Annotated in this window: 17 protein-coding genes; 8 read left to right on the top strand and 9 right to left on the bottom strand. The window is 67.0% G+C overall.

What is annotated here, in order from left to right; translation table 11 throughout:
- The first annotated feature begins 239 nt into the window (after positions 1-239).
- A complete protein-coding gene (locus tag SMD14_RS11080; RefSeq protein ID WP_321213664.1) occupies positions 240-707 on the top strand; it encodes a universal stress protein in 468 nt (155 codons plus the stop codon).
- 14 nt (positions 708-721) lie between these two features.
- Here SMD14_RS11080 and SMD14_RS11075 read toward each other — a convergent pair whose 3' ends face one another.
- Both SMD14_RS11075 and SMD14_RS11070 read right to left on the bottom strand, forming a co-directional pair.
- Entirely contained in the window at positions 722-1,249 is a 528-nt protein-coding gene (locus SMD14_RS11075; RefSeq protein WP_321213663.1) for a hemerythrin domain-containing protein, read from the bottom strand.
- 128 nt (positions 1,250-1,377) lie between these two features.
- Positions 1,378-1,815 (bottom strand): VOC family protein, encoded by a 438-nt coding sequence (locus SMD14_RS11070; RefSeq protein ID WP_321213662.1) that lies wholly within the window; start codon positions 1,813-1,815, stop codon positions 1,378-1,380.
- A 137-nt stretch (positions 1,816-1,952) separates the two neighbouring features.
- Between SMD14_RS11070 and SMD14_RS11065 the strand changes: the two genes are divergently transcribed.
- Positions 1,953-2,564, top strand: coding sequence for a hypothetical protein (locus SMD14_RS11065; protein ID WP_321213661.1), 612 nt, complete (start codon positions 1,953-1,955; stop codon positions 2,562-2,564).
- 41 nt (positions 2,565-2,605) lie between these two features.
- On the opposite strand, the gene SMD14_RS11060 is transcribed toward SMD14_RS11065, so the two are convergent.
- From SMD14_RS11060 to SMD14_RS11035, 6 genes are all read right to left on the bottom strand, one after another.
- Positions 2,606-5,401, bottom strand: a complete 2,796-nt coding sequence (locus SMD14_RS11060) for an HAD-IC family P-type ATPase (RefSeq protein WP_321213660.1) — start codon at positions 5,399-5,401, stop codon at positions 2,606-2,608.
- An 18-nt stretch (positions 5,402-5,419) separates the two neighbouring features.
- A complete protein-coding gene (locus tag SMD14_RS11055) occupies positions 5,420-6,400 on the bottom strand; it encodes a polysaccharide deacetylase family protein (protein ID WP_321216257.1) in 981 nt (326 codons plus the stop codon).
- A gap of 48 nt (positions 6,401-6,448) precedes the next feature.
- Positions 6,449-6,907, bottom strand: a complete 459-nt coding sequence (locus SMD14_RS11050) for a universal stress protein (protein WP_321213659.1) — start codon at positions 6,905-6,907, stop codon at positions 6,449-6,451.
- 117 nt (positions 6,908-7,024) lie between these two features.
- Positions 7,025-7,363 (bottom strand): hypothetical protein, encoded by a 339-nt coding sequence (locus tag SMD14_RS11045; protein ID WP_321213658.1) that lies wholly within the window; start codon positions 7,361-7,363, stop codon positions 7,025-7,027.
- Between the two features lie 118 nt (positions 7,364-7,481).
- Positions 7,482-9,086, bottom strand: coding sequence for a DUF4389 domain-containing protein (locus tag SMD14_RS11040; protein WP_321213657.1), 1,605 nt, complete (start codon positions 9,084-9,086; stop codon positions 7,482-7,484).
- 67 nt (positions 9,087-9,153) lie between these two features.
- Positions 9,154-10,020, bottom strand: a complete 867-nt coding sequence (locus SMD14_RS11035) for a universal stress protein (protein ID WP_321213656.1) — start codon at positions 10,018-10,020, stop codon at positions 9,154-9,156.
- Between the two features lie 193 nt (positions 10,021-10,213).
- On the opposite strand from SMD14_RS11035, the gene SMD14_RS11030 reads away from it, so the two are divergent.
- From SMD14_RS11030 to SMD14_RS11005, 6 genes are all read left to right on the top strand, one after another.
- Positions 10,214-10,645: a hypothetical protein gene (locus SMD14_RS11030; protein WP_321213655.1), complete on the top strand. Its 432-nt coding sequence runs from the start codon at positions 10,214-10,216 to the stop codon at positions 10,643-10,645.
- A 124-nt stretch (positions 10,646-10,769) separates the two neighbouring features.
- Entirely contained in the window at positions 10,770-11,027 is a 258-nt protein-coding gene (locus tag SMD14_RS11025) for an SHOCT domain-containing protein (RefSeq protein ID WP_157242030.1), read from the top strand.
- Positions 11,028-11,063: 36 nt separating this feature from the next.
- A complete protein-coding gene (locus tag SMD14_RS11020; RefSeq protein ID WP_321213654.1) occupies positions 11,064-12,419 on the top strand; it encodes a phenylacetate--CoA ligase family protein in 1,356 nt (451 codons plus the stop codon).
- Between the two features lie 219 nt (positions 12,420-12,638).
- Entirely contained in the window at positions 12,639-12,821 is a 183-nt protein-coding gene (locus tag SMD14_RS11015) for a hypothetical protein (protein ID WP_157242032.1), read from the top strand.
- A 67-nt stretch (positions 12,822-12,888) separates the two neighbouring features.
- A complete protein-coding gene (locus SMD14_RS11010) occupies positions 12,889-13,920 on the top strand; it encodes a ribonuclease Z (RefSeq protein WP_157243147.1) in 1,032 nt (343 codons plus the stop codon).
- Positions 13,917-15,392: a protein adenylyltransferase SelO family protein gene (locus SMD14_RS11005; protein WP_321213653.1), complete on the top strand. Its 1,476-nt coding sequence runs from the start codon at positions 13,917-13,919 to the stop codon at positions 15,390-15,392. The genes SMD14_RS11010 and SMD14_RS11005 overlap by 4 nt, the downstream gene beginning before the upstream one ends.
- A 147-nt stretch (positions 15,393-15,539) precedes the next feature.
- Here the strand turns inward: SMD14_RS11005 and SMD14_RS11000 are convergent, their stop codons facing one another.
- Positions 15,540-16,373, bottom strand: a complete 834-nt coding sequence (locus SMD14_RS11000) for a LysM peptidoglycan-binding domain-containing protein (RefSeq protein WP_321213652.1) — start codon at positions 16,371-16,373, stop codon at positions 15,540-15,542.
- Position 16,374 lies beyond the last annotated feature (1 nt).

Raw genomic sequence — 16,374 nt, 5'->3', positions numbered from 1 at the left:
ACTCACTGCTGTGTGAGGCAGCCCTGCCAAGGGCCTAGGACTATTCTTCCTTGCCCACAGATCGGCTGGAAGGGACCAAAGTCTGGAGTCGTGGTCATACAACGCACCCTGTGGCCGCGACTGTGCCGGGCCGGCCGGTCCTGCTGCCGGCCGGCATCCCCCTGTGACTTTAGGCCCTATCCCGCAGGCCCGCACCTTCTCCAGTCTTGGAACAGGCCAAAGAGAATGGAGCCCGCATCATGGATGCCCCCGAACGGCACCCCAAAATAATTGTGGGCGTGGACGGTTCCGACGCCTCTGTTTCCGCCCTCCGGACGGCCGCAACCCTGGCCGGGCCGCTCGAAGCAACGGTGGAGGCTTGGGCATGCTGGGATGTTCCGGCCGGCTTCGGGCTCTACCTGGTAGTGGGTATTGAAGGTTTTCAGTACGCTGCGGAGCAGTCGCTGGAGCAGGCGCTCACAGCTGCGTTCGGCCCGGAGCGGCCGTCATATGTCCATACCCGGCTGATGCGTGGAAAACCCGGCGAGCTCCTGGTTGAGGGGAGCCGCAGCGCCTCACTCCTCATCGTTGGGCGGCGGGGGCACAGCGGCTTTGTGCCGGGCTCGGTCAGTTCTGCGTGCGTCAGCCACGCCCATTGCCCTGTCCTGGTAGTCCATGCCCCGGACGAAGAACGCGCCCGCGCGAGAGGAGCCGACGGCGGAAAATAGGGACGCCGGGCAGGTCACCGCTGGTGCGCGCCGCCGTCGTGCGTTTCCGCGTGGTGCCCGCTGCCTTCCCCGGTCAATTCGTGGAGTCCCTTGACCGCTGCGGCAAGGGAAAGCGCAGGGGAGCCGGCAACGAAGGGCATCAGGAGGCGGTTTTCCTTCTCCAGGTGCATGGCAAACATCCGCTGGATGGCAGCGCCGGCAACTGCCGCGGACAGTCCCTTGGACGTGCGAAGTTCCTCCACCAGGTCCACGATGACGCGGTGCTCGGCCAGCATTCCCTCCACCAGGAGCCGCCCCTCCGGGGTGTCGCGGGGTCCACTGTACAGGGGCCCCTCTTCTGCCAGGGCGTGGGGAATAAGCTCGTTGTCGCACCAGTCCAACAGCGTTGCATGTGCTGTTCGTTCGGCTTCCGTGTCGCCTGCCTCAACCGCTTCCATCAGCAGGGCCACCAGCCCCTTGAGCTGCCCGAGCATGTTCGCGTGATGCTGTTCGACGGCCTGGAGCGCCTGGGTCTCGGCGGCGGCGTCCTTGGGGTGCTTCATGGTTCTCTCCCTAACTCATATGCCGGCTGTTGGCTGCGGACTGCTGGTAATGGACCGACGCTTGCCTGCCATTAACTATGGGCAGCAGGCGCAGGCCGCAGGCAGAGCCATTGGTCCCGGTCAGGGTGTCAGTCGTTATTCAGTTTCTCGGCGAGCATCAGGAGGATTCCGCTGGGACCGCGGAGGTACGTGAGTTTGTAGGCATCGCCGTAGGTCGCCACGCCGCGGAGCGGATGGCATCCGTGCCTCGCAGCTGTTTCGAGGGCTTTGTCGATGTCGTCGACCGAGAAGGCCACACGGTGCATGCCGATGTCGTTTGGACGGGTCGGATTCGACTCGATCGCTTCGGGGTGGATGTATTCGAAGAGCTCAAGTTGACCCCGGCCGTCCGGGGTCTGGAGCAGCGCAATCCTGGCATGGTTGCCATCAAGCCCCACGGCAGTGTCGGCCCACTCGCCGCTGACAGTGTCACGGCCGACGAGTATCAGCCCGAGGTCGGTGAAAAAGGCGATGGCCGCTTCGAGGTCGCGAACCGCGATACCGACGTTCTCAAGTTTGATGGCCATGCATTGAAGCTACCAAGGCGGACAGGCCGGCTCCAGTGCCACCGCAGGGCCTTTGGCACTGGTGTTCCGCGGCTGCCCGTCCCACTCTGGGGAAGACACCGGAAGGAGGACTGTGACCGGTGGCTAAGGGGCCCGTTGTGACGCGCAGAAACACTTTCTTCGCCCGCTGGGTGGGCTGGGTGAGCCTCGGCGAGAGCCTGGGATTCCTTGCCCCAGTACTCGCCCAGTCCGTCCCGGTTGCCTTGGGGCCCGCGGCGGCGGTTCCGCTGCTGGTGCTGGCCGGCCTCGTTGAAGGAGCGGTCCTGGGGTGGTTCCAGGTGCGGGTGCTCAGGACAACGCTGCCCGGCGTATCGGTTCTGCGGTGGGTCCTGCTGACGGCCGCCGCGGCGGTGGTTGCCTGGACCGTGGCACTGCTGACCTTCAGCAACGAAGGCTGGCAGGGCTGGCCCGCACCCGCCCAGGCCGCTACGGGAGCCGTGGCGGCAGTGGTCATCCTGGTTTCGATCGGCCTTGCGCAGTGGTTTGAGCTGCGGCACCACGTTCCGCGGGCCTGGCGGTGGGTGGCAGGAAGCGCCGCCGCGTGGACGGCAGGACTGGGCGTCTTCATGGCGGTGGCCACGCCGCTGTGGCAGCCCGGCCAGGATGTGTGGCTGGTTGCCGCCATAGGAGCCGGGGCCGCCGTCCTGATGGCGGTGGCCATGGCCGCGGTCACCGGGTTGGTGATGGTCCGGCTCCTGCCGAAGACGTAAGGCACGGCGGGCCGGGCGTTCGCCGCATCGTTGAACGGCCCCTAGAACTCACGGCGCCGGAAGCGCTTTTCCACTGCCACAACCAGGGACGCGAGCAGTGCGATGCCCAGGATCCGCAGCCAGGCTTCCGCCGTGATCGGGGCCGTATGGAAAAGCTCGTTCATCAGCGGCAGGTACGTGATGGCCAGTTGGCCGGCTGCCTGGACCAGGACGCCAAGGATGACCCAGCGGTTGCTGAAGAAGCCGATTCGCCAGACCGACCTGGTGAGGGAACGGCAGCTGAACAGGTAGAACAGTTCCACCGCAACAAAAAGGTTGACGGCCGCCGTCCGGGCTTCCGCGAGGGACGCGCCGCCAGCGAGCTCAAGTTCGAAGATCCACCAGGTGCCTGCCACGAGGAGGGTGGAGACCAGCAGGATCCGAAGGGTAAGTGTCCAGGTCAGCAGCGGTCGGCCGGGGGCCCGTGGCGGGCGGGACATAAGGCCCGGTTCCTTCGGCTCGAAGGCAAGCATCAGGCCCAGGGCCACAGCGGTGGTCATGTTGATCCACAGAATCTGGGTGGGCAGGACGGGGAGCGTTGCCCCGATCAGGATTGCCACCAGGATCACCAGGCCTTCCCCCATGTTCGTGGGCAAGGTCCAGACGATGAACTTGGTCAGGTTGTCGAAGACGTTCCGGCCTTCCTCAACGGCAGCCTCAATGGTGGCAAAGTCGTCGTCGGTGAGGACGATGTCCGAGGCCTCCTTGGCCACTTCCGTTCCAGAGCGCCCCATGGCTATGCCCACGTTCGCCTGCCTCAGGGCCGGTGCGTCGTTGACGCCATCGCCTGTCATGGCGACGACGTTTCCCCGGGACTGCAGGGCGCCGATCAGGCGAAGCTTCTGTTCGGGGGACACCCGTGCGAAGACCGTTGCCCGCTCGACGGCGTCGGGCAGTCCGTCCGCGGGTATCGCGTCAAGTTCAGTTCCGGTCAGTGCCGTCCCGTCCGCCCGGTCCGCGGTCAGGCCCACCGCCCTGGCAATGGTGGCGGCTGTTCCCACGTGGTCTCCGGTGATCATTTTCACTGCCACGCCCGCCTGGTGGCAGGCCTGCACCGATGCCGCCGCTGCCTCCCGCGGCGGATCGAACATGGCCTGCAGTCCCGTCAGCGTCAGCTGCCCGTGCAGGCTTGACTCGGCCAGGGCGCCGCCGGCAGGAAGGCGCATCATCGCCGTGGCAAGCACCCTCAGCCCGGTGCCGGCGAACCGGTGGGCCTCATCGAGTACTGACTGCCTGGCCAGCGGCATGGTGCGGCCCTGGCGATCCATCTGCCCCGCGCACAGCTCCAGCACGCGTTCCACCGCGCCCTTGACCAGCACAATGCCGGACCCCGTGCCCCTGCCGTCCGGGAAGGCGGAGGTGTGGAGGGTTGCCATGTATTGGTGCTCCGAGGCGAACGGCAGCGTGCCGGTCCGCGGATGGGAGGAAAGGAACTCCCCGGCCTCCACGCCGCCCTTCCCTGCCGCCACCACCATGGCCGCCTCCGTGGGGTCCCCCCGGGCCTGCCAGTGCTGTCCCTCCCTGATGATCCTGGCGTCATTGCAGGCGCCTCCCGCCAGAAGGGACCAGTACAGCGCCTCGTCCTGCGCCGCCGCCGTCGTCCGGTCCGTGGCGGTTCCGGCCGCCCGGACGCCGGCCCCGGCACGGAAGACGTGCCCCTCCGGGCCGTAACCGGAACCTGTCACCTCGTACGTTGCGGACGGTGTCCAGAGCGCACGCACCGTCATCTGGTTTTCCGTAAAGGTGCCGGTCTTGTCCGAACAGATAACGGTGGTGCTGCCCAACGTCTCAACCACCGGCAACCGCCGGACCACGGCGCGGCGCCGGGCCATGCGGCGGACACCGATGGCGAGGGTTACAGTGACCGCTGCCGGCAGGCCTTCAGGAATCGCCCCCACAGCCAGTGCGACGGCGGCGGTGAACATCTGCGCGGGCTCCTGGCCGCGTGCCACGCCGGCAAGGAAAGCCACGGCGGCCAGGGCAAGGATGGCCACCGTCAGCGTCATGCTGAAGCGTGACAGTTTCTGGGTCAGCGGTGTAGCCACCGGCTGCACCGCACCCATGAGCCGATGGATCTCGCCGAGTTCCGTCTCGCCGCCGATTGCGACGACGACGCCTGCCCCGCTGCCCGCGGTCACCAGGGTGCCGCTGTAGACCATGTTCCGGCGGTCCGCGACGGGGGTGGTCGGGGGCAGTACCACCTCGTCCTTGGCGACTGCGTCGGATTCTCCCGTCAGCGCTGACTCATCCGCGCGCAGGCCGGACAACCTGACCAGCCGGAGGTCCGCCGGCACTTTGTCGCCGGCTTCGAGCAGCACGAGGTCCCCCGGTACCAGCTCCTCGGAGGGAACCTCGCGCCTCTGCCCGTCCCTTGTGACCACGGCACGGGTGCGGACGAGGGAATGCAGCGCATCCAGGGCAGCCTCTGCCCGCACCTCCTGGACGAAGCCGATCGCCGTGTTCACCAGGACGACGGCGAGGATGACGCCCGAGTCCAGGTACTCGCCCAGGGCGAGAGTGACGGCGGCCGCGGCCAGGAGGACGTAAACCAGCGGATTGTTGAACTGCCGCGCCAGTTTCCGGAGAATTCCCGCACCCCGTGAGCGCGGCAGGGCATTGGCACCGAACTGTTCCTGACGGCGGGCCACCTCCGCGGAAGCGAGGCCCCGCACGTGGTCTGTCCCAAGCAGGAGGACCACCTCGTGCAGGGGAAGGCCGTGGTGTGCCGGATCAGGCATACCGTTCGCGGCCGGGCCGGATTTTCTGCCTCCGGGTCCTGCCTGCCGGGCCTTAGCCATGGGTCTGGCCCTCCTTGCCTACGGGGCCAGCAGCGCGTCGAGGGTGACGAAGCCATACCCCGCGGCGCTGATCCGGTCGATGATCTGCGGCAGGGCATCGGCGTCCAGGGTAGTGCCGTCGTTGGGATTGGAGCCGATGTGCATCAGGACAATTTCGCCCGGCTGCAGGCCAGCCAGTGTGCGGTCGGCAACGATCTGCGTGTTGATCCCGCCGCTGGTGCCTTTCCAGCCCAGGGTGTCCACAGTCCAGCGGACTGCAACATAGCCAAGGTCGTTGACAGCGGCAATGGTCCGGGCATCGCGTTCCCCGAAGGGAAAGCGGAACAGCGGCGTGGGGTCGGCGCCGGCGGCCAGGATGGCCTGTTCCGCTCCGCGCACCTGCTGCGCAATCCCGGTACCGTCGAGGCCGGTGAAACCAGGATGGGTCATGGAGTGGTTGGCCACCCGGTGCCCCGCGGAAACAATCTGCCCCACCCCTCCGGGATTGGTGTCTGCCCAGTTCCCGGTCAGGAAGAACGTGGCGGCAACCCCTTTTGCGGACAGGGTGGAGAGGATTTTCGGCAGCCCCGCAGCGTTGGCTCCCGCGTCGAAAGTCAGCGCCACGACCTGCCCGGCGCGAGGGATGACCGTGAGGTCCTGGTCACGGAGCGAGGCCGGAAAGGGAGCTGCGGGCGGAACCGGGCCAGGGGTGGCAACGGGCTCCGACGGCGGGGGAACAGGGACGGGAGGTACGGTAACCGGCGGCTGGACGGGATTTTGGCCGGCCTCGGGTGGTTCTGTCGAGGCTTCCGCAGGCTGCGACGCCGAGGGAACGGCGCTGGATGCATCGGGGCTGGGGCTTGACGCCACCGGGGTTGCGGAGGGGCTCGCAGAGCCTGACGGCCCTGCCGCCGGCGGGCCTCCCGGCGCCCTTAGCAAGAGGGCCAGGACTATGGCGAGGGCCAGCAGGGCGAGGGCGGCCGCCACGGCCGCCACCCGCCGTCGTCCGCCCTGCCGCATTGTTGTCAACGGTCTGTACCTGCTGTGCGCCGGCCCAAGCTGCCCTGCCTAGGACGAGGCCGTGTGGGTTTCCGGTGTGTGGACCACCAGCACGGGACAATGGGCGTGGGCCACCAGGGCGGAACTGACTGAGCCAAGCAGCAGCCCGCCAAAGCCGCCGTGGCCGCGCCTCCCCACCACGACCATGTCCGCGTCGCGGCTGGCTTCGATCAGTGATTCCCGGGGATGGCCGCGGACCAGCGTGGAAATGACGTTCGACGGCGTTTCGTCACCGAAGGCGGTCTTGACCGCCTCAGCCAGGATTTCCCCGGCGCGTTCCTCGAAGCCCCCAATGCCCATCATCACGTAGCCTGTGTAGACCTGCGGATAATCCCAGTAGGCGTTGGCCAGGACCTTCGCCCCGAGGGGCACCGCCAGCCGCTGGGCCTGCCGCAGGGCTTCAATGGAAGCCTCCGATCCGTCGACCCCCACCAGTATCCGAGCGAACGGCGCTCCGGAAGTATTCATCTCAGCTCCTCATGCGGCGCGTGCTGCCACACTGGCAATAGTGTCCCGGCGGGCTCCCGCAAAGGTAGGGCCGAAAGTCACTGCAGGCGGCAGTGCCGAGGGGTGGGAAGGGCCAGGCTAGTCGGTGTGCCGGCCCTCCTTCAGCCACAGCGTATCGCCCTCGACCCGGTCCAACTCATCCGATGCGAAGTAGACATGACCAGCCAACAAGCCGGACCTGTCGACTTTGACATAGCCGATCCGCAGCAGCCTCTCTGCGGTGTGGTGGGGCAACCTGGACGTCGCGGCAAACCCATCGACCGCCGTATTGACGAGGCCTCCCGTTTCAGGGTCTGTTTGGCCGTCAGAGGTCACAGCCTCCGGATCACCCATTTTCAGGTCCTCGACCTTGCCGATTTTCTTCCCGTCCGACGCTACGACGTGCATTCCTTCGCGCACCTGCTCGATGACCGCCATGGCCTTCTCCTCTTGTCCGCAGCCGCTGATTGCAGAACCAGTTTAGGGCGGGCTTGCAGCCTGTAATAGAGGCTGACCGGCAGGCGGCAGGACGCTCCGGCAGCATCAAGGCAGGCCCTCACTCAAGGGGCGGGGTGGCTCCTGGTACGGCGGTCCCGCCAGGGGGCGGCGGTACCTCACGGGCGCCCTGGTCCAGCCGGAACGGAGGGTACTCGTCCCGCATCAGGGCCGCATAGGCCAGGACGCGGTAGATCCATCGGTTGATGCCGAGTATCAGGTCGAACAGCGGGCGCTGGTAGCGGCCGGTGAAGAGCAGGGCCACTACTGCAACCAGGACCAGCAGGCCCAGCAGCGACAGGCCTGTGCTCCGTTGGTAGGTGGTTCCCAAATCATCGGTCTCCGCCTGCCAGGTCCAGGGGGTGCCGGAGAAGGCTGCGACGATGAGCAGGTGCGGGATCGCAAGCAGCCACGACTTGACCAGGACCAGCCCCCGGGAGAGGCGTTCCGGGTAGTCCACCTCGAAATCGGCAGGATAGTTGGTGCGTGCCAGGGTGAACGGCGGGTAGAGGTCCGTTCCTGCAGCGGCGTAGGCGTAGAACGCCACTCGCCAGTTCCAGCGCAGGACGCCGACGTTGAAGTCAAACAGGGGCCGGGGATAGCGCCCGGTGAACAGGATGGCGAACCACGCCGCGATGGTGGTTACGACGAACGCAAACCAGAGGAAGAACAGCACGATGAAATGCGGGATGGCAAGGAACCACTTGACCAGCCACATTGCTCGCGACAAGGCCGGGTCAAGGTCGCCGAAGAGCCGGGCCGGGTAGGGTGCGCGGTCGGCCCGGTCGCCTTGGCCGGGCTGTTGCAGGGGCGGAGTTCCCGGTGAGCCCGGATAACCGGGACCTCCTGGGGTGCCTTCCGCTCCCGGTGCTCCGCCTGCGTATCCGGGTGGTGGTGCATATCCGGGGGCCGGTCCATAGCCGGGGGGTGGTGCGTATCCGGGGGGCGGTCCGTAGCCGGGTGGTGGCGCGGCCGGCCCGCCGGAGTGCGGCCCCGTGTGCCGGCCGAGTCCGACGGCTCCCAGGATCAGCAACGGAATCCCGATTGCCAGCGCAACGGCGCCTCCCACCAGCAGCCCCGTTGCCGCGGGCCGGATCAGGTCGGAGCGGAAACCGGCCTGCACTTCGGCATTGACCCCGGGGCTGGCATCGGCATTCATGATGACTATCGCCCAATTGCCTGCGGCAAGGTCCCACGTGAGATCCTGCTGGCCGGCCCCGGAGGCAGAGGTGCTCCAGAACGTTTGCTCTCCCGGGGGTGCGGGGGTGCCGGTGCCCGGGATGTCGCGGTATTCGGCCCGGAAGGGCCGGCTGTCGACTTTAATCAGCTGCGAGTGATGCACGCCCGAAAGATATCGCTCGACGTCGGCCTGCGGGGCGACGCCCACGAAGATCTCCTTGCCGGGGTCCAGGGAAGAGGCGCGCAGCCTGAGCGTACCGACGTCGAAGGGAAGGCGGGGCGGTACGCCCCCGCCTACCGCGTCGAGCCTGGGCGAGGTCAGGGCGTGGGATCCAACGGAGAGGCGTTCCGTGCGGGTGGTGAGGTATCCGTCGCCTTGGGCGGTTCCCACTACGGACGCCACGGCACCTCCGGCCAGGATGGTGGCCCCGACGATTGAGATCAGGATCCCGAGGATAAGCATGATTACTGCAGCAGTCTTTTTCATGGTGCCGGCCCGGAACGTAGGGAATGGGACAGGTGTGTGCGGGGGAGTGGGCAGCTGCCGGGGCTTCCTAGGGTGTGTTCTTGATTGCCTGGATCCGGGTGATCACGGTAGGGCACGGCAGGTGCTTGAGGACGCCGTAGGCTGTGGAACCGAGCAGAAGCCGTTTGATTCCGCCCCTTCCGCGGCTGCCCACCACGAGCATCCTGGCCCCGGAGGCAGCATCAACCAACGATTCCACCGGTCCCCTTTCGGTCTCCAGCACGCGATGCACCGTCAGGCTCGGATAGTCCTCGTTGAGACCGGCCACTGTTTCGGACAGGACGATGCGTTCTTCCTCGGTAACAAGGTCGGCCAGGCTGGTGGTCAGCAGGCCCGCATCCGTAACTCGGTCGGGCGCGTTGATGGCATAGACCACAGTGAGGTCGTCCCCCTCACGGTCAGCCTCGGCTGCGGCGAAGGCCACAGCCTGGGTTGCCTCCCTGGAGCCGTCGACTCCCACCACCACGCCGGACCGGCCTTCAAGCTCCTGTGTACCTACCACCGCAACGGGAACCTTTGAAGAAGCCGCAACCTGCAGCGCCCGGTCTGCAAGGGTTCCGCCGAGGTGGCCCGTGCCTGAGCCCACAACCACCATGGATGCCCTGCCGGAATACTTCGCCAGCGAGCCTCCCACGCTTCCGGTAAGAAGCCGGGTGGTAACGCTGATGGGGAAGGCCCCCCGGATACGGCCGGCGGCAGTCTGCAGGAGCTTGTCGCCCGCCTCCTCGAGAACGCCGATCCACGGATACGGATCAGCCGCCCACCGGTCGTCCACGACGTGGAGGATCACCAGTGGCAGGCCGGAACGTTCGGCCCGGCGGGCAGCCCAGAGCACGGCAGCCTGGCTCTGGGGGGAGTCGTTGGTGGCGACTGCGATTGGTTTGCGAGTTGTCATGGCCGGGCTTCCTGTTTCTTCTCGGGCGGGTCCAGTTCAAGACTGGCGCTGTGCCCCCGGGAGATATAGGGCCAAAGGTCACGGCAAGTCGTGCCGGGGGGAAGCTAGCGCCGTCCCTATTTCATCAGTATGCTTACTATTGTTCGCTTTGCCTGTCCAAGAGACATTGGCTGTTCAAGAGAAAGGCATCACCATGACGGAACAGAACCTCCCTGACGACGGCCTTGAGGTTGTCCGGGATGACGACGTGCTCCTTGATGAGACCCCCGGCGCGGCTGCATCATTTGAACTTGACCCGGTGAAGGGCGAACCGGACGGCTATCCGGGAGCGGCCGAAAACAATCCGGACCGCTGGCAGGACGATCCGCTGCTCCAGGACGAGGCGGTCTCCGGGGAAGAAGAGGACTTCATCAGCGACCAGGCATTCCGTGAAGGATCAGCCCAGGCAGGTTACGCAGCGGATGAAGCCCAGGACGGTCCCGTAACGCCCACCTTGGAGGAGGCCGTTGCCGATGTGGATTTCGGCGGGAATCCGAACGGACCAGGGGCTGAGGGCAGTGACGACACGGAAAGCTTTGGCGGCTCCCCTCTAAGTGAGTTCGAACCCGACGATCTGGAGCGCTGAGGGGCCGCGGCTGTCCTGACCTGGCCATTCATCCTGGGGACGAAAGACTCTGGCACCGCACACGGGCCGGATGGATCATCGAACAGGGAGCAGTGGCGGGGCTCCGCGAGGTGAGGATGCAGGGATGATGTGGTGGGACGGGAACATGGGCGCCTGGGGCTACATCCTGATGGTGGTGAGCTTCATCCTCTTTTGGGGTGCAATCATCGTCGCCATCGTGGTTTTTGCCCGCTCGATGTCAGGCGGCAACCGCAGGGACGGCGGAGGCCACAGTCTCGGCAGTGCGGAGCAACTGCTGGCCGAGCGGTTTGCCCGCGGTGAAATAGACGAGACGGAATACTCGGCCCGCCTCTCCGCCCTCCGCCGCGCCCGCGGGGCCTGACGCGCCGCCGCGCCGGCTCTTCCAAGGCCGGATCGCATGGATGTGCGGCTCATAGCCCGGGTGCTCGTTCTTCGGGCTGCCTTGAAGCGGCGGGACCGCTGGAGCCCTGTCCGGATTGCTGCCCACCAGGAACGTGCCCTGCAGAGACTGCGGACGGCCGCCTATGCCGGGTCTGAGTTCTACCGGCGCCGCCATGCAGGGCTCTACGGGGCTCCCCTTGCCCAGTTGCCGCCCGTGACCAAGGCCGACCTCATGGGCCACTTCGACGAGGTCCTTACTACGCGCGACCTGAGCCTGGCCGACCTGGAACAACGTCTCCGGACCCTCGCCGCCGAGGACGGTGATCCCGGCTTGCCGTGGAGGGGGCGCTGGTGGGCTGCGGCGACAGCCGGGACCGCCGGTCCACGCGGAACCTTCGTGTGGAGCCGGCCGGAATGGGCACATGTGCTGGCTTCCTATGCCCGCGCTAATGACTGGGCTGGAATAGCGGCCGGCCTCGGCCGGCCGCTTAAAATGGCGCTGGTAAGCTCGCGCGTCCCCACCCACCAGTCCGCCGTGGTTGGCGCTTCGCTGCGTTCGGGGCTTGTCCCCACGCTCCGGCTGGACGTGACCGCACCCATGCATGAAACAGTGGCGGCGCTGAACGGGTTCCAGCCCCGGGTCCTGGTGGGTTACGCTTCCGCGCTTTTGCCCCTGGCGGCCGAACAGCTGGCCGGGCGCCTGAAAATTTCGCCGCAGGCAGTGATGTCGGCCTCGGAGGTGCTCACCCCGCCCGCTGCCCGGGAATTGGAAAGGGCCTGGGGGAGTGCACCGTTCGATGTCTACGCCGCCACTGAGACGGCCGGCATCGCTTCACCGTGCGTCTACCGGAACCGGCATGTCTACGAGGACCTGCTCATTGTCGAACCAGTGGACAAGGAGGGCGTCCCGGTACCGCCCGGGTCAACGGGCGCGAAGCTTTTGGTCACCGTCCTGTTCTCGCGGACTTTGCCGCTGATTCGCTATGAGCTGTCGGACAGCGTGACGTTGGGGCAGCGCGGATGCCCCTGTGGCCGCTCGTTCATCCGCATGGAGGATATCGAAGGCAGGTTGGAGGACGTGCTTGAGCTGCCAGGCAGGGCAGGCCTTGTCAGCGTCCACCCCATCGTGTTCCACCACGTCCTGGACCAGGCAGCCGCCGCCGGCTGGCAGGTGGTCCAGGAACCCACGGGACTGCGGGTCCTCGTTGCAGGACTGACGGCGGGAAGCACAACAGCAGGCATCCAGGCTTCGGTGGCCGAAGCCCTCGCAGCAGCCGGCGTCGCGCGAACCCCGGTCTCTGTGTCCGTGGTGGACCAGCTGGAGCGGACACCGTTGGGCAAGGCGCCCTTCGTCCGCCGGCTCAGGCCGTGAGCCGTCGGAACGGACCTGGACGCTTCCGGTGAAATGTTCGGCAATGGTGTCCCTTACCGGACTTCGGCCAGCCAGCAGAACGGATCGGGGCTCCTGCGCTTATCGGGCCAAATGCAGGGGGAACTTCTGCTGCTTCCCCTAGTTGCAGCCGAACTACGCTAAAATCATAAGCAGGCTGATGAATATCGGTTGGCAGGATCAATACTGAAGGAGTTTCACATGAACTTGGGAAGCATGATCAGGAATGCCGCTGGACGATTCTCCGGCAGGACCGGGACCGCCGGAACAACGCGCCGGACCGGACTGAATGCCACGGGCCGGGCACCTGGCACGACGGGCCCCGCAGGAGCCCGGACCGGTGGCGTGACCGGCAAAATCATGGGAATGCTCCGGCGGCGCTAAGCCGACCCGGCAACCACAAAAGCAGGTCCCGGACTCCTCCGGAGCCTGCTTTTTGGCACCCACCGCCATGCGCGACCTCACCATCCTCGGTACGGCCTCCCAGGTCCCCACCCGGACCAGGAACCACAACGGCTACCTGCTCCGCTGGGACGGGGAAGGTTTCCTCTTTGACCCGGGCGAGGGCACGCAGCGCCAAATGATCCACGCGGGGATCCCGGCGAGCCAGATAACCCGCATTTGCCTCACCCACGTCCACGGAGACCATTGTTTTGGTCTGCCGGGGGTGTTGTCGCGGATGGCCCTGGACGGGGTGGCGCACCCTATCCATCTTCACTACCCGTTATCCGGGGAAGACGTGGTGCGCGCCCTCGTGTCTGTCAGTTCACCGGGAATCGACCTCAGGCTTCGCCCCCACGGCGGAAGCGGGACGGTGGCCGAAGGCCTTGACGTCCGGCCGCTGAAGCACCGCATTGAGACCTACGGCTACCGGCTGGTGGAACCGGACGGCCGCACGCTGCTGCCTGAACGCCTTGCCGCGGCAGGAATATCGGGCCCCGCGATCGGGCGCCTGCAGCATGAAGGCAGCCTTGCGGGCGTCCGCCTCGATGATGTCAGCATTCCGCGGCCCGGCCAGCGCTTCGCTTTCGTAATGGACACGGCGCCCTGCGAGGGCGCCGAGGAGCTGGCCGACGGCGTCGACCTCCTCGTTGCGGAGTCCACCTTCAGCGATGACGACGGCGGGCTGGCGCGCCAGTACCGTCACCTCACCGCCGGGCAGGCAGGGGAACTGGCAGCGGGGGCAGCCGCCCGAACCCTCGTGCTGACGCACTTCTCCTCACGGTACGGCGAGGACGCCGCGCCGCTCGCGGTCCAGGCCAGGGCCCGTGCGGCGGATACTGACGTCATCGCCGCGCAGGACCTGCAACGCGTCCCCATGCCCCGGCGGCGCCGCTGGCCGGGGCATGGCGTCACGGCACCGGAACGGTCCACTGCACCTGAACGGACCGCTCTGCCAGGCCATGCCATTCCTCGAGCCGGGGAGGTCACCGATGAGCTCATCAACGGCCGGACAAGCGACGGCGATAGGGTTAACCCATGACTGCTGCAGCAGAATCAACTGTCGTCTTCGAGGGCCGCTTTGCCCGTGAACTGGCGGAGCTGGCCGTTCCGTGGCAGGCGGAGGAAGCGCCGGAGCCTGAACTCTTGGTCCTTAACGACGCGCTGGCGACCGAGCTGGGGCTGGCACCCGACTACCTGCGGACGCCGGAAGGCGTGCGCCTCCTGCTGGGCAACTACCTCCCCCCGGGTGCGACCCCCGTAGCCCAGGCGTACGCCGGGCACCAGTTCGGTGGCTACTCACCGCTGCTCGGCGACGGCCGCGCGCTGCTGCTGGGCGAAATAGTTGCCGACGGCGGGCGCTTGCGGGATGTGCACCTGAAGGGTTCCGGCCGTACACCTTTCGCCCGCGCGGGCGACGGCCGGGCCGTCATCGGCCCGATGCTGCGGGAGTACCTTGTGAGCGAGGCCATGCACGCCCTGAACATTCCCACCACGCGGGCCCTGGCCGTCGTAGCCACCGGGCGGCCGGTGCGCCGGGACACGATGCTGCCGGGCGCCGTCCTGGCCCGTGTGGCCAGCAGCCACCTCCGCGTGGGCAGCTTCCAATACGCCCGGGCCACGGAGAACATGGACCTGCTGCGCCGGCTGGCGGACCACGCCATCAGCAGGCACTATCCGGCTGCAGCCCGGTCCGAACAGCCCTACCTGGCGCTGTTTGAAGCAGTGGTCGCCGCCCAGGCGGAGCTCGTGGCCAAGTGGATGCTGGTGGGCTTCGTGCACGGGGTCATGAACACGGACAACATGACCATCTCCGGGGAAACCATCGACTACGGGCCCTGCGCATTCATGGACGCGTTTGATCCCGCCGCCGTGTATAGCTCCATCGATGTAGGCGGCCGCTATGCCTACGCGAACCAGCCCGTGGTAGCCGAGTGGAACCTGGCCCGGCTCGCTGAGGCCATGCTGCCGCTCTTCAACGAAGACCAGGAACAGGCTGTCGGCCCCGCGGTGGAGGCCCTAGGCACGTTCCGCGGCCGGTACAGTGATGCCTGGTTCGAGGGCATGAAGGCCAAGCTCGGCGTGCCTGCCGGCCCTGCGGCAGGCCCGGAACGTGACGAAGCCTCGGACCTTGTGGATGGCGTGATCGGCCTGCTGAAGGACGGACCCGTTGACTACACGCAATTCTTCCGGAACCTTGGACAGGCCGCCCGGGGCAACTCCAGGCCTGCCCGCGGCATGGTGCCGGACCTGGGGACTTTCGATGCCTGGGCCGGACGCTGGGCCGCGCTGAAGCCCGACGCCGAACTCATGGACAGCGTGAACCCCGCGTACATCCCCAGGAACCACCTGGTGGAGGAAGCACTGGCCGCTGCCACCGAGGGCGATCTTGACCCGTTTAACCGCCTCCTTGAGGTTGTCCGGTCCCCGTTCCAGGAGCGTCCGGGGCTGGAACGCTACACGGAAGGACCGCCGGAGGACTTCGGCAAATACCGGACCTTCTGCGGCACCTAGCCGTAATTCCAGCGGAGCCAAGGGAGCCCCAAGGACCCTTAAGAACGTGGAAGGGGCGGCAGCCGGTAAACCCGGCTGCCGCCCCTTCCAGCCCCTTCCACAGGGTGGGACTGCCCCGCTGCGAGCGGACTGCCCCGTCGCCGTTGGTTACGCTACGCGGACGAAGGAAGCGCCGCTCAGCCAGCTGATGGAGTGGACTTCGGTGCTGTAACCGTTCACGCCGCCGCTGACAACCTGGCCGTCGCCGGCGTAAACGCCCACGTGGCCGGCCGTGATCACGAGGTCACCGGGAGCGGGGGAACCCACAACAGTGCCGTACTGGAAGAACTGGGTGGGAGCCAGGTCGCCGACGCTCAGGCCAACGGAACGCAGGGCGTTCTCCACCATCGCGGTGCAGTCCTGGCCGACGCCCACCTGGCTGTAAGCCGAGGCGAGAATTGCTGCTCCGGTGCCCGTGCCGGTGCTGGCAGAGGCGTAGGACAGGTTCATCCCCGTGTTCGCCGGTGCCGTGGCAGCGGCGGTCTGGACGGGTGCCGGGGCGGGTGCGGCGGCCGGAGCTGCCGGGGCGTAGCCTGCACCCGGGATCTGGATCTGGTCGCCGGGGTAGATAACCGCGGAGATTGAAAGCCCGTTGGCTGCCAGGACATCGCCCAGGGCCACGCCGTAAGCGGCCGAGATGGCGCCAAGCGTGTCGCCGGATACAACCGTATGGACGGTTCCGGCCGCGGCGGCGGGGGCTGCAACTGCTGCTGCCGGGGCGGCGGAGGCCTGGATGTTAGTGGTCTCAGTGGTGTCCGGACCTGTCACACCGGCGTGCGCCGGGGCTCCGACGCCGAAGGCAATGCCGGATGCGGCTGCGACGGCGAGCGCCGGACGGCCCAGGGTCCTGGCTTGGGACTTGGCCGAAACAGCCAGTCCTTCCAGGATGATGGAGCGGGCCGGAGTTGCGCGATGACGGGCGGTGGTGGAAATTTTTGACACA

Source organism: Pseudarthrobacter oxydans (assembly GCF_034258515.1).
GTDB lineage: Bacteria > Actinomycetota > Actinomycetes > Actinomycetales > Micrococcaceae > Arthrobacter.
This window is presented reverse-complemented; position numbering and strand designations above follow the sequence as displayed.